The sequence below is a fragment of the Desertivibrio insolitus genome (assembly GCF_017355965.1).
In the GTDB taxonomy this organism is placed as follows: Bacteria; Actinomycetota; Actinomycetes; order Actinomycetales; family Microbacteriaceae; genus JAFIQW01.
The window spans coordinates 59,150-73,006 of sequence record NZ_JAFIQW010000005.1; the positions used below are offsets into that span (position 1 = coordinate 59,150).

A 13,857-nucleotide genomic window follows, 5' to 3' on the forward strand; every position below is an offset into this window, starting at 1 on the left:
TCAGCGCCCGCGGTCGACGCGCACGATCACGTCGCCGAACTCGACCCGGAGCGGGGCCTCCGGCTTGTGCACCGTGACGACCGCCCGGCTGACCCGCGGGTCGTCGAGGCACAGCGCCGCGACGCGTTCCGCGACGGTCTCGATGAGGTTGACCGGGTCGGATGCCACGGCGGCGGCGATCCTGTCGCTCAGCACGCCGTAGTGCACCGTGTCGGTCACGTCGTCGGTGGCGGCGGCCGTCGCGAGCGGCACGGTCAGCTCCACGTCGATCACGAACGTCTGGCCCTGCTCGCGCTCGACGTCGTGCACGCCGTGGAAGGCCCGCACCCTGATGCCCTCGAGCACGATGCGATCACCCGCGGCATCCGCCCTTGCCTGCGGACGGGCGGGGGTGCCGAGCAGCGCCAGCGCCTCCATGCGGGAGACACCCGCGTCGTACTCGCCGCGCGAGGCGACCGTCAGCATGCTCGCGCCGCGCACCTGGCGGCCGCGGGCCCACTCGCACGCGTGCTCCGCCTCGATGCGCACGAAGACGCCGCGGGCGTCGAGCCCGCGGAACACCGCGTCGGCCACCTCGTCGGCGACGCGCTCCTGCACCTGCGGCCGGGACGCCACCGTGTCGACGACACGTACGAGGGCGCCGAGCCCCGCGACCCGCTCCCGCGGCAGGTACGCGATCGCGGCCTCGCCCGAGAACGGCAGCAGGTGGTGCTCGCACATCGACCGGAACGGGATGCCCCGCACGATCACCGGCGAGGTCGTCGGCGCCTCGACGTCGGTCGCGAACACGGCCGCCGCGTCGACCCCCAGCCCGGAGAACAGCTCCGCTCCTGTCGTCGCGACGCGGGTGGCGGTGCCGGCGAGCCGGGGGTCGTCGGGGTCCGCGCCCATCGCCTGCAGGAAGGCGCGGATCGCCGCTTCCGCGGCGGGTAGATCTGGCATGCCGAGAACGCTACGTGAGGATCGCGGCGCTGTGCGCCCCCAGCCTCAACGTGGCATCCGTCAGCTGCACGTTCTCGTCGGTGCCGAAGCGCAACTGCGACGCCCCGACCTCGAGTTCGAGCGGCTCCTCGGCGAAGTTGATCACGATCGTCGCCTCGCCGCGCCGCACGATGAACCATCGCGCAGAGTCGTCGTAGCGCACGTCGATCACGGGGAAGCGCGGGTCCGTCAGCGACGGGATCTCCCGCCGCAGGGCAGCGAGGGCGCGGTACACGCCGAGCGTGCGGGTGTGCCGGCTCGCCTCCCCGTGCTCGGGGTAGGCCTCCGACCACTGCAGCTTCGAGCGAGTGAACGTCTCCGGGTCCTGCGGGTCGGGCACGACGGACTCGTCCCAGCCCATCTTCGCGAACTCCTCGATGCGGCCCTTTGCGGTGGCCTCGCCGAGGTCGGGCTCCGGGTGCGACGTGAAGAACTGCCACGGCGTCGACGCGGCGAACTCCTCGCCCATGAAGAGCATCGGCGTGAACGGCCCGGCGAGCGTCAGCACCGCGGCGATCGCGAGCTGGCCCTCGTCGAGGGACGCGGTCAGGCGATCGCCGATCGCCCGGTTGCCGATCTGGTCGTGGTTCTGATTCGCGATGACCAGACGCCAGGTCGGCATGTTCTCGGTGTCGATCGGGTGGCCGTGGTCCCGCTCACGGAACGACGAGTAGGTGCCGTTGTGGAAAAAGCCCTCCGTCATGACCTTGGCGAGCGCCGACAGCGACTCGAAGTCGGCGTAGTAGCCGGCCGTCTCCCGCGTCAGCGCGACGTGCACCGAGTGGTGGTAGTCGTCGCTCCACTGGGCGTGCAGCCCGTAGCCGCCGCCCTCACGCGGGGTGATGAGCTTCGGGTCGTTCATGTCGCTCTCGGCGATGAGCGTGAGCGGCCGGCGCAGGTGGGCGCTCAGCGCGTCGACCTCCTCGGCCATCTCCTGCAGCAGGTGCTTCGGCCCCTCGTCGACGAGCGCGTGCACGGCGTCGAGACGCAGGCCGTCGACGTGGTAGTCGTGCAGCCACATGAGCGCGTTCTCGATGATGAACCGTCGGACGTTCTCGGACCCGTCGGCGTCGAGGTTGACCGAGAGGCCCCAGGTGTTGGCGTGCGCGTCGGTGAGGTACGGGCCGAACAGGGGCAGGTAGTTGCCGCTCGGTCCGAGGTGGTTGTAGACGACGTCCTGGATGACGCCGAGCCCGCGCTCGTGGGCGGCGTCGACGAAGCGCTGGTACGCCTCCGGGCCGCCGTACGACTCCGAGACGGTGTACCAGAGCACGCCGTCGTATCCCCAGTTGTGCGTGCCGTTGAAGCCGTTGACCGGCAGCAGCTCGACGAGGTCCACGCCGATGTCGACGAGGTGGTCGAGCCGCTCGATCGCGCTGTCGAGCGTGCCCTCCGGCGTGAACGTGCCGATGTGCAGTTCGTAGATGACGCTGCCCGGCAGCTGCCGGCCGGTCCACCGCTGGTCGGTCCACTGGTGCGCGGACGGGTCGAAGACGGCGGATGCCTCGTGCACGCCGTCCGGCTGCCGCCGCGACCGCGGGTCGGGCAGCACCTTGTCGTCGTCGCCCAGGCGGTAGCCGTAGCGGGCGCCCGGCCGAGCCTCGATCGGCTGCTCGGGGCGCCACCAGCCGTCCTCGGCGCGGACCAGTTCGTGGTCGGTGCCGTCGAGCACGAGGCGGACACGCTCGGCCAGGGGGGCCCACACGTCGAAGGTCATCAGCGCTTCACCGTTTCGAGAAGGGCGACCGGGTAGGTCGCGAGCAGATCGGACAGTCGGATGGTGCCGCCCTCGAAGGTGCGGCCCGTGAGGGCGTCGCGCATGGGGCGGCGCGGCAGGATGATCGTCGTGTCGCCCCAGCCGCCGGCCCGCTCGAGGCCGATCGGCAGGCGGGTCGCCACGGTGTAGGCGCCGCCGCGGTCGAACGCGATGACGTGCGGGGCGCGCTCGCCGAAGGCGGGCAGCGGGGCGTACCGGGTGAAGAGCTCGGGGCGGTCCCGTCGCAGGCGCAGCGCCTTCGTCGTGACGAGCAGCTTCGCCGCGCCGGTCTCGTCGATCGGCGGGATCGCGCCGTCGTGCACGGCCTGCAGGTAGAGACGCCGCAGCGGGAAGTCGACCGGCCGGCGGTTGTCGGGGTCGACGAGGGACGTCTCCCACAGCTCGCTGCCCTGGTACACGTCCGGCACGCCCGGCGCCGTCAGTTGGATGAGCTTCGCCGCGAGCGAGTTCGACCAGCCGGGCTGCTCGACCCGCGCGACGACGTCGGCGACGATGCGGCTCGTCTCCTCGTCGTCGAACACAGCGTCGACGAGCGCGTGCATGCGCCCCTCGAACTCCTCGTTCGGCTCCGTCCACGTCGTCGAGGTCCCGGCCTCGCGGGAGGCCTTCTCGGCGTACGCGTGCAGGCGCTCGCGCGAGGCGGGCCACGCGCCGACGATCGCCTCCCAGAGCAGATTCTCGAACGGGCCGTCGCCGAGCGGGTGACGCTCGCGCAGCTGCGAGAGCGTCGCGTCCCATTCATCCGGGATCTCGGCGAGCACGTTGATGCGCGCCCGCACGTCCTCGCCGCGCTTGGTGTCGTGCGTCGAGAGCGTCGTGAGCGAGGCGGGGAAGAGCGCCTGGCGGGTCTCCTGGCGGGAGTGGAACTCGGCGCGGCCGATCGCGAACTCTGCCGGGTCGGCGCCGACCTCGTTGAGGCTGGTGAGCCGGCTGTAGCGGTAGAACGCGGTGTCCTCCACGCCCTTGGCCATGACCATGCCGCTGGTCTGCTGGAAGCGCTGCGAGACCGCCGTCCTGGGGTTCTTCAGAGCGGGCAGCAGGCGATTGATCGCGCCCGAGAGCTCGGGACGGAGGGCCGTCGCGAGTCGTACGGCCTCGTCGAGGTGCTCTTCGCCGAGCGGCAGGTAGGAGCGGTAGACGGGGAAGCAGGCGAGCAGCTCGGCGAGGGCGTCGGCGAGCTCGCCGGACTCCTCCGGCGTCTCGGGCAGCTCGCTCTCGCTCGCGCCCGTCTCCTCGCGCAGGAAGTCGCGCTCGAGGCGGAGCACCTCGCTGCGCAGGATGCCGTCGGCGATCGCGCGCTTCGTGCCGTGGATCAGCTCGGCCCAGTCGACGGCGCTCTCGCGGCCCCGGAGGCGCGCGTCGAGGGCGTCGAGGGCGAGCCGCCCCTTCGGGTCGACGAGCACCCGGTCGACGTCGGCGAGGGCGTCGTAGCCGGTGGTCCCGGCGGTCGCCCACGCCGTGGGCAGCTGCTCGCCGGACTCGAGGATCTTCTCCACGAGCACGTACGCGTCGCTCGTCGCCTCGGCGAGGTCGTCGAGGTACTGGCCCGGGTCGAACAGGCCGTCCGGATGGTCGACCCGCAGGCCGTCGACGTAGCCCTCGCGCACCCAGCGGATGATCTCGCGGTGCGACTCCTCGAACACCCACGGCAGCTCGACGCGGATCGCGGCGAGGGTCGACACGGCGAAGAAGCGCCGGTAGTTCAGATCGGCGTCGGCGCGGCGCCAGTGCACGAGCTCGTAGTTCTGGCGGGAGTGCACCGTCCTGGCATCCGCCCCGTCGTCGGCCGTGCCGGGCGCGAGCGGGAAGCGGTTGTCGTAGTAGCGCAGCTCGCCGTCGACGACCTCGAGCTTGTCGAGGTCGTCCTCGCTGCCGAGCACCGGGATGCGCACCTTGCCGCCGCCGAACTCCCAGTCGACGTCGAACGCCTCCGCGTAGCGCGACTGCCGTCCGTGGGTCAGCAGGTCCCACCACCAGCCGTTCTGGTGCGGCGTCGCGACGCCCATGTGGTTGGGCACGATGTCGACGAGCACGCCGAGACCGAGCAGGTGCGCTCGGTCGGCGACGGTCTCGAGGCCGACGGCGCCGCCGCGGGTCGGGTCGACCTGCGAGTGGTCGGTGACGTCGTAGCCGTGGTCGCTGCCCTGCTCCGCCGTCAGGAGCGGGGAGAGGTAGACCCAGTCCGCGCCGAGGTCGCGGATGTACTCCGCGACGTCGGCGGCGGCGAAGAGGTCGAAGCTCTCCCGCACCTGCAAACGGTAGGTCGAGATCGGGATGCGCGACATGTCACTGACCCATCGTCGGAGCGGGAGCGGCGTTGCCGGCGAGGTCGCCCGCGGCGTTCGCGAGCACGGCGAGGGAGGCGGCGACGCTCGGGTCGGTGTCCTCCTCGACGAGCTTCTTCTCGCGGAGCACGACGAGCGCCTTCCCGGCGACCGGGAGCTGCGACTCCGGCTTCAGGTCGGAGCCGACCGTCTCGCCGGCCGTGTCGACCATGACCTCCCAGGTGGCGCCGTACTCGTCCGCCGGCAGGGTGAAGTCGACGGTGTCGTCGTGGGCGTTGAAGTAGAGCACGAAGTTCTGGTCGGTGATGCGCTCGCCGCGCGCGTTGCGCCCGCGGATGCCCTGGCCGTTGAGGAACATCCCGATCGCCCGGCCGAAGCCCGACTCCCAGTCGTCCTCGCTCATGGCCTCGCCCTCCGGCGAGAGCCACACGACGTCCGGCAGCGGCTCGCCCTCGGCGCGGCGCACCGGGCGGCCGTTGAAGAACCGGTTGCGGTGGAAGGTCGGGTGCTCCTTGCGAAGCCGGGCGACCGCCGCCGTGAACTCGATGAGCGGCTGGTCGGCGTGCTCCCAGTCGATCCAGGTCAGCTCGTTGTCCTGGGCGTAGGTGTTGTTGTTGCCCTGCTGGGTGCGGCCGAGCTCGTCGCCGTGCAGGATCATCGGCACGCCCTGCGACAGCAGCAGCGTCGCGATGAAGTTCCGCTGCTGCTTCGCCCGCAGGTTCAGCACGTGCGGGTCGTCGGTCGGGCCTTCGACGCCGCAGTTCCAGGAGCGGTTGTGCGATTCGCCGTCGTTGTTGTCCTCGCCGTTCGCCTCGTTGTGCTTCTCGTTGTACGAGACGAGGTCCCGGATCGTGAAGCCGTCGTGCGCCGTGACGAAGTTGATGGATGCCACGGGGCGGCGTCCGGAGCCCTCGTAGAGGTCCGCGGAGCCGGAGATGCGGCTGACGAACTCGCCGAGCGTCGAGGGCTCGCCGCGCCAGAAGTCGCGCACGGTGTCGCGGTACTTGCCGTTCCACTCCGACCACTGGGGCGGGAAGTTGCCCACCTGGTAGCCGCCGGGGCCGACGTCCCACGGCTCGGCGATGAGCTTCACCTGCGAGACCACCGGGTCCTGCTGCACGAGTTCGAAGAAGGTCGCGAGGCGGTCGACCTCGTAGAACTCGCGGGCGAGCGCCGACGCGAGGTCGAAGCGGAAGCCGTCGACGTGCATCTCGGTCACCCAGTAGCGCAGCGAGTCCATGATCAGCTGCAGCGAGTGCGGGTGGCGCACGTTGAGGGTGTTGCCGGTGCCCGTGTAGTCCATGTAGTAGCGCTGGTCGTCGTCGACGAGGCGGTAGTACGCCTGGTTGTCGATGCCGCGGAACGACAGGGTCGGGCCCATGTGGTTGCCCTCGGCGGTGTGGTTGTAGACCACGTCGAGGATGACCTCGATGCCCACCGAGTGGAGTGCGCGCACCATGCTCTTGAACTCCTGCACCTGCTGGCCCTGCGTGCCGGTGGAGGAGTAGGCGCTGTGCGGCGCGAAGAAGCCGAGGGTGTTGTAGCCCCAGTAGTTGCGCAGGCCCTTGTCGAGCAGGGTGGAGTCCTGCACGAACTGGTGCACGGGCATGAGCTCGAGGGCGGTGACGCCGAGCTTCTGCAGGTGCTCGATGATCACCGGGTGCGCGACGCCGGCGTACGTGCCGCGGAGCTCCTCGGGCAGGTCGGGGTGACGCATCGTGAGGCCCTTGATGTGGCCCTCGTAGACGATCGTCTCGTTGTACGGGGTGCGCGGGTGACGGTCGCCCTGCCAGTCGAAGAACGGGTTGATGACCACGCCCTTCGTCATGTGCGCGGCCGAGTCGTCGTCGTTGCGCGAGTCCGGGTCGCCGAAGTTGTACGAGAAGAGCGACTGGTCCCAGTCGATCTCCCCGGTCGTGGCCTTCGCGTACGGGTCGAGGAGCAGCTTGTTCGGATTCATCCGAAGGCCGTTCTCCGGGTCGTACGGGCCGTGCACGCGGTAGCCGTAGCGCTGACCGGGCTGCACGGACGGCAGGTACGCGTGCCACACGTAGGCGTCGACCTCGTGCAGTTCGACGCGCGTCTCCTCTCCGGCGTCGTCGAAGAGACAGAGCTCGACACGTTCCGCGGCCTCGCTGAACAGCGCGAAGTTCGTGCCGCTCCCGTCGAAGGTCGCGCCGAGCGGATAGGGACTACCGGGCCAGGTCTGCACTGCTAGGTACCTCCGTTGGGGGATTTTTCTCAACGTAGCGAGAGGAACCTGAGAGGCATCCTCTGAGACCCCCATACCCGTCAGCGCACCTGGGGAACCACTTCTTGCGCGATGAATTCCAGGTGGTCCAGATCGGCGAGATCCATCACCTGGAAGTACACGCGGGTGATGCCCATCTCCTTGAAGGTCCCGATCTTGTCGACGACCTCGCTCGCGGTGCCGCCGAAGCCGCCGTGCCGCACGTCCTCGGGGGTCGTGCCGGTCGCATCGGCGCGCCGCCGAACCGTCGCCTCGTCCGCGCCCGTGACCGTCGTGCCCGCGACGGAGTACTTGATGGATGCCGCGTCGCGACCGGCCTCCGCCACCGCCGCCTTGGTGCGGCCGAGCTTGGCCTCGACGTCGGCGACCGTCGCGAAGCCCGCGTTGTACTCGGTGGCGTACTTCGCGGCGAGTGCCGGGGTCTTCTTCGGTCCGCCGCCCCCGACGATGAGCGGCACGGGGGACTGCACGGGCTTCGGCAGGGCCGGAGCGTCCTCGAGGGTGTAGTGCTCGCCGGAGTACGAGAACGTCTCGCCGAGCGGCGTCGAGAGCAGGCCGCTGACGATCGCGAGCTGCTCCTCGAGCAGCCCGAAGCGCTTCGCCGGGAACGGGATGCCGTACGCGCGGTGCTCCTGCTCGTACCACCCGGTGCCGAGCCCGAGCTCGACCCGGCCACCGGACATCTGGTCCACCTGGGCGACCTGGATCGCGAGGATGCCGGGGTAGCGATAGGTCGCGCTCGAGACGAGGGTGCCGAGACGCACTCGCTTCGTCTCGCGGGCCAGGGCGGCGAGCGTGGTCCAGGCATCCGTCGGCCCGGGCAGGCCGTCGCCGTCGCCCATCACGAGGTAGTGGTCGCTGCGGAACCAGCCGTCGAAGCCGAGATCCTCGGCGGCCTGCGCCGTGGCGAGGAGGGTGTCGTAGCTCGCGCCCTGCTGGGGCTCGGTGAAGATGCAGAACTCCATCCTTCGAGCCTATGCTGGGCGACACCACGGGAGTCCGGTGAGCCGGGCTGAGAGGAAGGTTCTCAACCTTCGACCGTCGAACCTGATCTGGGTCATGCCAGCGCAGGGAGGACCTCTACCCGTGCCCTTCCATTTCGCATCCACGAAAGGGGCACGATCTTCGTGACCACCACCGCCGCCCCCACGGGCACCCGCCGTCCCGCCTCCACCCGCTGGCGTGTCGTCGACATCGTCACCGCGAGCGTGCTGGGCGTCGCCCTCGGGCTCGTCTTCATCCTCTGGAACGCCGCCGGCACCCCGCTGCGCGACGCGCTCGGCGCGGTCGTCCCGGGCCTCAGCGCCCTGCTCGCCGGAATCTGGCTCCTGCCCGCCGTGCTCGGCGCCCTCGTCATCCGCAAACCCGGCGCCGCGCTCTACACCGAGCTGCTCGCCGCGACCGTCTCGGTGCTGATCGTGCCGAACGAGTGGGGCTGGTGGACGATCGAGGCCGGCCTCGTGCAGGGCATCGGCGCGGAGCTCGTGTTCGCGCTCTTCCTCTACCGCCGCTGGGGCCTCGTGCCGGCGCTGCTCGCCGGCGCGGGCGCAGGTCTCGCCATGGCGGTCAACGACCTCGTCGTCTGGTACGCCTCGTCGCTCACCCCGCTGTTCGGCGTCGTCTACACGATCAGCTCGATCGTCACGGGCGTCGTGCTCGCCGGACTACTGGGCTGGGCGCTCGTGCGCGCCCTCGCCCGCACCGGAGCCCTCTCGCGCTTCGCCGCCGGGCGCGAGCACGGCGAACGGGTCTGACCCTGTCCATCCCCGCCGCCCCGGCCCCCGGCGCCCGCGTCGAACTGCGGGGCTGGGGCTGGCGGCACGCTACCCGGCGCGACTTCGCCGTCTCCGGGATCGACCTCGTGATCGAGCCGGGGGAGCGGGTGCTGCTGCTCGGGGCATCCGGGTCGGGCAAGTCGACCCTTCTGCACGGCATCGCCGGCCTGCTCGGCGGTTCGGACGAGGGGGAGGAGCAGGGCTCGGTGTCGGTCGACGGCCGGCACCCCGCGGATGCCCGCGAGCGCATCGGCCTCGTGCTGCAGGACCCCGACACGCAGGCGGTGCTCGCGAGGGTCGGTGACGACGTCGCGTTCGGTCTCGAGAACCTCGGCACGCCGCCGGCCGAGATCGGGCCGCGCGTCACCGCCGCGCTCGCCGCGGTCGGCCTCGACGTGCCGCTCGACCGCTCGACCTCCGCCCTCTCCGGAGGACAGAAGCAGCGCCTCGCGCTCGCCGGCGTGCTCGCGATGGAGCCGGGACTGCTGCTGCTCGACGAGCCGACGGCGAATCTCGACCCCGACGGGGTCGCCGAGGTGCGCGACGCGCTCGAGCGGATCGCGGGGGAGCGCACCGTCGTCGTCGTGGAACACCGCGTCGCCACCTGGTGGGATTTCGTCGACCGCGTCGTCGTGCTCGGCGCGGACGGGGTGATCGCCGACGGCCGCCCCGCCGACGTGCTCGCCCGGCACGGCGCGCGGCTCGACGCCGCCGGGGTCTGGGTGCCCGGCGCACAGCTGCCCGCGCCGCTCCTCCGCTCGGAGGACGGTGCCGTGCTGCTCTCCGCGAGCGACCTCGCGGTCGGGCGCGAGCGCGCACACCCCGTCGCGCGGGGGATCGCGCTCGACGTGCGCCGGGGCGCCGCGCTCGCGATCACCGGACCGAATGGGGCCGGCAAATCGACGCTCGCGCTGACGCTCGCGGGGCTGCTCGCCCCGCGGGGCGGGCAGCTGGAGGCATCCGCCGCTCTCCGGCAGGGCCTCGCCTCCGCCGAGCCCGTGCGCTGGCGCTCCCGCGACCTGCTGACCCGGATCGGCACGGTGTTCCAGAGCCCAGAGCATCAGTTCCTCACCGGCTCCGTGCAGGCCGAGCTCGAACTGGGGCCCCGCGCGCTCGGTCTGCGGGGTGCCGCCCTCGCCGCCGTCGTCGATCCGCTCCTCGAACGCCTGCGGCTCGGCAGGCTCGCGAAGGCGAACCCGCACACCCTCTCGGGCGGTGAGAAGCGGCGGCTCTCGGTCGCCACGGTGCTCGCGACCTCGCCCTCGGTGATCGTGCTGGACGAGCCGACGTTCGGTCAGGACGCCCGCACCTGGCGCGAGCTGATCGCCCTGCTGGGCGAGCAGCTCGACGCCGGTCGCGCGATCCTCGCCGTGACCCACGACCCCGCCGTGGTCGAGGGTCTCGGCGCCGCCGAGCACCGCCTGGGCCGCACCCGGGAGGCGGCGTGACGACCCTCCTCGCCCCAGTGCGCGGAGACCGCGTCGTGCATCGCATCAACCCGGTCGCGAAGATCGCCGCGTCCGCCGTCATCGGCCTCGCGCTGCTCATCACGATCGACCCCGTCTCCGCGTCGACGGCCCTCGCCTGCGTGCTGCTCCTGCTGCCCTTCGCCGGCGTGCCGTGGCGGGCGCTGCTCGTGCGGCTCGTGCCGATCCTCGTCGCGGCCCCGCTGACGGCGCTGACGATCGCCCTGTACGGTGCACCGTCGGGGGAGGTCCACTTCCGCTTCCTGCTCATCACCGTCAGCGACGGGTCGCTCGCCCTCGCGCTCGCCGCCCTGCTGAGGGTGCTCGCCATCGGCATCCCCGCGACCCTCCTCGTCGCGACCGTCGACACGACCGACCTCGCGGACGGCCTCGCGCAGACGTGGCGCCTGCCGGCCCGGTTCGTGCTCGGCGGACTGGCGGCCTTCCGGCTCGTCGGGCTGCTCGTCGAGGACTGGCGCGTGCTCGTCTCGGCGCGACGGGCGCGCGGGGTCGGCGACGCGGGCGGACTGCTCGGGCGGTTGCGCTTCGTCGGCGGACTGGGGTTCTCTCTGCTGGTGTTCGCGATCCGGCGCGCCGGCGCGCTGTCCGTCGCCATGGAGGCGCGGGGGTTCGGCAGCGGCACCCGGCGCACCTGGGCCCGGCAGGCCCGCTTCGGTCGTGCCGAGTGGGTGCTCGTCGGGATCGGCGTCGCGATCGCGGCGCTCTCGCTCGCGGCATCCGTGCTGACCGGCGCCTTCACGTTCATCGGCGCGCGGTGAATCTCGACGAGGCGGTACACACCGTCACCGACCGTGTCACGGGTCCGCGGCCCGTCGTGCTGATCGACGGCCGCTCGGGCTCGGGCAAGAGCACACTCGCGGCCGCGGTCGCGGCCGCGCTCGACGCCGACCTCGTGCGGCTCGACGACCTCTATCCCGGGTGGGACGGCCTCGAGGCGGGCAGCCGCGCCGTGTGGGAGGACCTGCTGCCGCACGGCCGCTGGCGCCCCTGGGACTGGCACGCCGCGCGGCACATGCCGGAGCGGCGGATCGATCCCGCGCGGCCGCTCGTCGTCGAGGGGTGTGGCGCCCTCAGCCGGTCGGCTCGGTCGCTGGCGACCCTCGGCGTGTGGATCGAGCTCGACGCGGCCGAACGGCACCGGAGGGCCATCGCCCGCGACGGCGAGAGCTACGAGCGCGAGTGGGACCGCTGGGCGGCGCAGGAGGACGCGTTCTACGCCCGTGAACGCTCGGACCTGCTGGCCGACGTCGTGGTCGACGGGCGCGACCTGCCGGTCTGACCGCTCGTTGCCCGCCGCTCTGCCGGGTCAGTCCCAGCCGAGCCGGTGCAGCTCCTCGTCGTCGATGCCGTAGAAGTGCGCGATCTCGTGCACGAGGGTGATGTGCACCTGGTCGCGCAGGTCGTCGAGGTCGTCGCTGTGCGCGAGGAGCGGCTCGCGGAAGAGCACGATGCGGTCGGGCAGCTCGCCGAAGCCGTACTGCCCGCGCTCGGTGAGCGCCACGCCCTCGTACACGCCGAGCAGGTCGAGGGTGCCGTCCTCGGGGCGGTCCTCCGTCACGAAGACGACGTTGTCGAGTCCCTCGACCATCTCGTCCGGCAGCGCGTCGAGTTCCTCGACGACGATGCGCTCGAACGCCTCGGCGTCGATCTCCGACAGGTCAGCCATGCCGGAAAGGCTACTGGTCGCCCTCCTCGGGGTCGGCCAGCTCGTCCTCCTCGGGCTCGAACGTCGACTCCTCGCCGACGGTCACCGACAGACCGGTGTCGGACGAGGGGATGGTGCCCTCGCTGCCGACGCCCTGGCCCTCCGAGTTCGGGTCCTCCGGGGTCTTCTTGTTCTCGCTCATGTTTCCACCGTCCCCGCGCAGCCTGGGAGGCGGCTCCAGGTGCGGGGAAGTCGCAGACAGGCGTGCACACGGAAAGGAAAAGGCCCGGTCACTAGGACCGGGCCATTGGGGTGAGTAACGGGGCTTGAACCCGCGACCTCCTGGACCACAACCAGGCGCTCTACCGACTGAGCTATACCCACCGCGGCGCGCGAACCTGCCGCGCGACTACGAGAGTCTATTACAGCCGAGAGGCCCACACGTCCACGACCGCCTTCGCGGCCGCCTGCGCGTCCTCACTCGTGGGTCCGGGCTCGGGCACGAACACCGCTCGGCGGTAGTAGTCGAGCTCGCGGATCGACTCGAGGATGTCGGCGAGGGCGCGGTGGCCGCCGGCCTTCTGCGGCGCGTTGAAGTAGATGCGGGGGAACCAGCGGCGGGCGAGCTCCTTGATCGAGGAGACGTCGATGCTGCGGTAGTGCAGGTGGTTGTCGACCCGAGGCATGTACTTCGCGAGGAAGGTGCGGTCGGTGCCGATCGTGTTGCCGGCGAGCGGCGCCTGACCGCCGGTGGGCACCCAGCGCAGGATGTATTCGAGCACCTCGAACTCGGCCTCGGCGAGGGTGACGCCGTTCGGGATCTGCTCGAGCAGACCGCTCTCGGTGTGCATCTCCCGCACGAAGTCGCTCATGTTGTCGAGCGCCGTCTTGTCGGGGTTGATCACGATCGAGAAGCCCGGGTCGACGGGCACGAGGTCGAAGTCCGTGACGACGACGGCGACCTCGACGAGCTCGTCGACGCCGATGTCGAGGCCCGTCATCTCGCAGTCGATCCAGACGAGACGGTCGGAAGAACTCGGCATTTCGCCAGTCTATGCCGCAGGGCGGACAACCCGATGGCGGCGGCTAGCCTGACCACGTGGTCGCATTCGCCGTCGTGGTGCTCCTGCTCGGAGCGGTCTTCAACATCGTCGCCTGGCCCCAGTTCCTCCGCCGCGTCGCGAAGGACCCCAGGGCGACGGATGCCTCGGGCCGTCGCACCCGCTTCTACACCGTGCACCTCGTGCTCGTGACGATCGCGCTCGTGCTCGCGGCGCTCTCGGTCGTCGCGGCGGTGCTGCTGCTCGTCGGCTGACCCCCGCCGGAATAGCCCGCCCGGGGCATCCGTTCTCCTCGAGGTGGACGTGCTGTTCTTCAGTTCGGCGTTCTGCCGGCCCTGTGCCGCGACGCGGCAGGTGCTCGACGCCGCCGCGCGGCTCGTGCCGCAGGCGCGCATCCGCGAGATCGACGTCGCCCGCGAGGCGGACCTGACCGAGGACCGCGGCATCGTCGCGACGCCGACAGTCGTCATCGACGGTCCCGACGGGCACGAGCTCTTCCGGGCGACGGGCGTACCCACGGTCAACCAGGTGCTCGTCGCCCTCGCGAAGGCGGGCTGACCCCGGCGAACCGGGCCGCGAGCGAGGGCTGCGGTAT

14 protein-coding genes, 1 tRNA gene and 1 riboswitch are annotated in these 13,857 nt (G+C 71.4%); of the genes, 6 read left to right on the forward strand and 9 right to left on the reverse strand.

Going from position 1 to position 13,857, the window contains the following annotated elements:
• From folB to JUB10_RS12440, 5 genes are all read right to left on the reverse strand, one after another.
• Window positions 1-942, reverse strand: a complete 942-nt coding sequence (gene folB / locus JUB10_RS15090; protein ID WP_207457188.1) for a dihydroneopterin aldolase — start codon at window positions 940-942, stop codon at window positions 1-3.
• A 10-nt stretch (window positions 943-952) separates the two neighbouring features.
• Window positions 953-2,698: a malto-oligosyltrehalose trehalohydrolase gene (gene treZ / locus JUB10_RS12425; RefSeq protein WP_207457190.1), complete on the reverse strand. Its 1,746-nt coding sequence runs from the start codon at window positions 2,696-2,698 to the stop codon at window positions 953-955.
• Complete coding sequence (gene treY / locus JUB10_RS12430) at window positions 2,698-5,043, reverse strand: malto-oligosyltrehalose synthase (protein WP_207457192.1); 2,346 nt, start codon at window positions 5,041-5,043, stop codon at window positions 2,698-2,700. The genes treZ and treY overlap by 1 nt, the downstream gene beginning before the upstream one ends.
• 1 nt (window position 5,044) lies before the next feature.
• On the reverse strand, window positions 5,045-7,255 hold the full coding sequence (gene glgX / locus JUB10_RS12435; RefSeq protein ID WP_207457194.1) for a glycogen debranching protein GlgX: 2,211 nt from the start codon (window positions 7,253-7,255) through the stop codon (window positions 5,045-5,047).
• Between the two features lie 80 nt (window positions 7,256-7,335).
• Window positions 7,336-8,259 carry an LLM class F420-dependent oxidoreductase gene (locus JUB10_RS12440; RefSeq protein WP_207457195.1) on the reverse strand — a complete coding sequence of 308 codons (924 nt, stop codon included), beginning with the start codon at window positions 8,257-8,259 and terminating at the stop codon, window positions 7,336-7,338.
• 16 nt (window positions 8,260-8,275) lie between these two features.
• A riboswitch (TPP riboswitch) is annotated at window positions 8,276-8,385 on the forward strand.
• A 36-nt stretch (window positions 8,386-8,421) separates the two neighbouring features.
• Between JUB10_RS12440 and JUB10_RS12445 the strand changes: the two genes are divergently transcribed.
• The 4 genes from JUB10_RS12445 to JUB10_RS12460 are packed head-to-tail and all read left to right on the forward strand — an operon-like array spanning window position 8,422 to window position 11,835.
• Window positions 8,422-9,048 (forward strand): ECF transporter S component, encoded by a 627-nt coding sequence (locus JUB10_RS12445; RefSeq protein ID WP_207457197.1) that lies wholly within the window; start codon window positions 8,422-8,424, stop codon window positions 9,046-9,048.
• Window positions 9,045-10,517, forward strand: a complete 1,473-nt coding sequence (locus JUB10_RS12450; RefSeq protein WP_374191703.1) for an ABC transporter ATP-binding protein — start codon at window positions 9,045-9,047, stop codon at window positions 10,515-10,517. The genes JUB10_RS12445 and JUB10_RS12450 overlap by 4 nt, the downstream gene beginning before the upstream one ends.
• Window positions 10,514-11,314 carry an energy-coupling factor transporter transmembrane component T family protein gene (locus JUB10_RS12455; RefSeq protein WP_207457199.1) on the forward strand — a complete coding sequence of 267 codons (801 nt, stop codon included), beginning with the start codon at window positions 10,514-10,516 and terminating at the stop codon, window positions 11,312-11,314. The genes JUB10_RS12450 and JUB10_RS12455 overlap by 4 nt, the downstream gene beginning before the upstream one ends.
• Window positions 11,311-11,835, forward strand: coding sequence for a nucleoside/nucleotide kinase family protein (locus JUB10_RS12460; RefSeq protein WP_207457201.1), 525 nt, complete (start codon window positions 11,311-11,313; stop codon window positions 11,833-11,835). The genes JUB10_RS12455 and JUB10_RS12460 overlap by 4 nt, the downstream gene beginning before the upstream one ends.
• A 27-nt stretch (window positions 11,836-11,862) precedes the next feature.
• On the opposite strand, the gene JUB10_RS12465 is transcribed toward JUB10_RS12460, so the two are convergent.
• The 4 genes from JUB10_RS12465 to orn form a co-directional block, all read right to left on the reverse strand.
• Complete coding sequence (locus tag JUB10_RS12465) at window positions 11,863-12,222, reverse strand: metallopeptidase family protein (RefSeq protein ID WP_207457203.1); 360 nt, start codon at window positions 12,220-12,222, stop codon at window positions 11,863-11,865.
• Between the two features lie 10 nt (window positions 12,223-12,232).
• A complete protein-coding gene (locus JUB10_RS12470; protein ID WP_207457205.1) occupies window positions 12,233-12,403 on the reverse strand; it encodes a hypothetical protein in 171 nt (56 codons plus the stop codon).
• 106 nt (window positions 12,404-12,509) lie between these two features.
• Window positions 12,510-12,585 (reverse strand) — tRNA-His (locus tag JUB10_RS12475).
• Between the two features lie 38 nt (window positions 12,586-12,623).
• Window positions 12,624-13,244: an oligoribonuclease gene (gene orn / locus JUB10_RS12480; RefSeq protein ID WP_207457207.1), complete on the reverse strand. Its 621-nt coding sequence runs from the start codon at window positions 13,242-13,244 to the stop codon at window positions 12,624-12,626.
• 56 nt (window positions 13,245-13,300) lie between these two features.
• On the opposite strand from orn, the gene JUB10_RS12485 reads away from it, so the two are divergent.
• Both JUB10_RS12485 and JUB10_RS12490 read left to right on the forward strand, forming a co-directional pair.
• Complete coding sequence (locus JUB10_RS12485; RefSeq protein WP_207457209.1) at window positions 13,301-13,516, forward strand: SCO4848 family membrane protein; 216 nt, start codon at window positions 13,301-13,303, stop codon at window positions 13,514-13,516.
• A 49-nt stretch (window positions 13,517-13,565) separates the two neighbouring features.
• Window positions 13,566-13,820: a thioredoxin family protein gene (locus JUB10_RS12490; protein WP_307859220.1), complete on the forward strand. Its 255-nt coding sequence runs from the start codon at window positions 13,566-13,568 to the stop codon at window positions 13,818-13,820.
• Window positions 13,821-13,857 lie beyond the last annotated feature (37 nt).

Excerpts from the sequence above, each read along its gene's own strand:
- JUB10_RS12465 (WP_207457203.1), bottom strand. The coding sequence starts at position 12,222 with ATGGCTGACCTGTCGGAGATCGACGCCGAGGCGTTCGAGCGCATCGTC.
- treY (WP_207457192.1), bottom strand. The coding sequence starts at position 5,043 with ATGTCGCGCATCCCGATCTCGACCTACCGTTTGCAGGTGCGGGAGAGC.
- JUB10_RS12470 (WP_207457205.1), bottom strand. The coding sequence starts at position 12,403 with ATGAGCGAGAACAAGAAGACCCCGGAGGACCCGAACTCGGAGGGCCAG.
- folB (WP_207457188.1), bottom strand. The coding sequence starts at position 942 with ATGCCAGATCTACCCGCCGCGGAAGCGGCGATCCGCGCCTTCCTGCAG.
- treZ (WP_207457190.1), bottom strand. The coding sequence starts at position 2,698 with ATGACCTTCGACGTGTGGGCCCCCCTGGCCGAGCGTGTCCGCCTCGTG.
- JUB10_RS12440 (WP_207457195.1), bottom strand. The coding sequence starts at position 8,259 with ATGGAGTTCTGCATCTTCACCGAGCCCCAGCAGGGCGCGAGCTACGAC.
- orn (WP_207457207.1), bottom strand. The coding sequence starts at position 13,244 with ATGCCGAGTTCTTCCGACCGTCTCGTCTGGATCGACTGCGAGATGACG.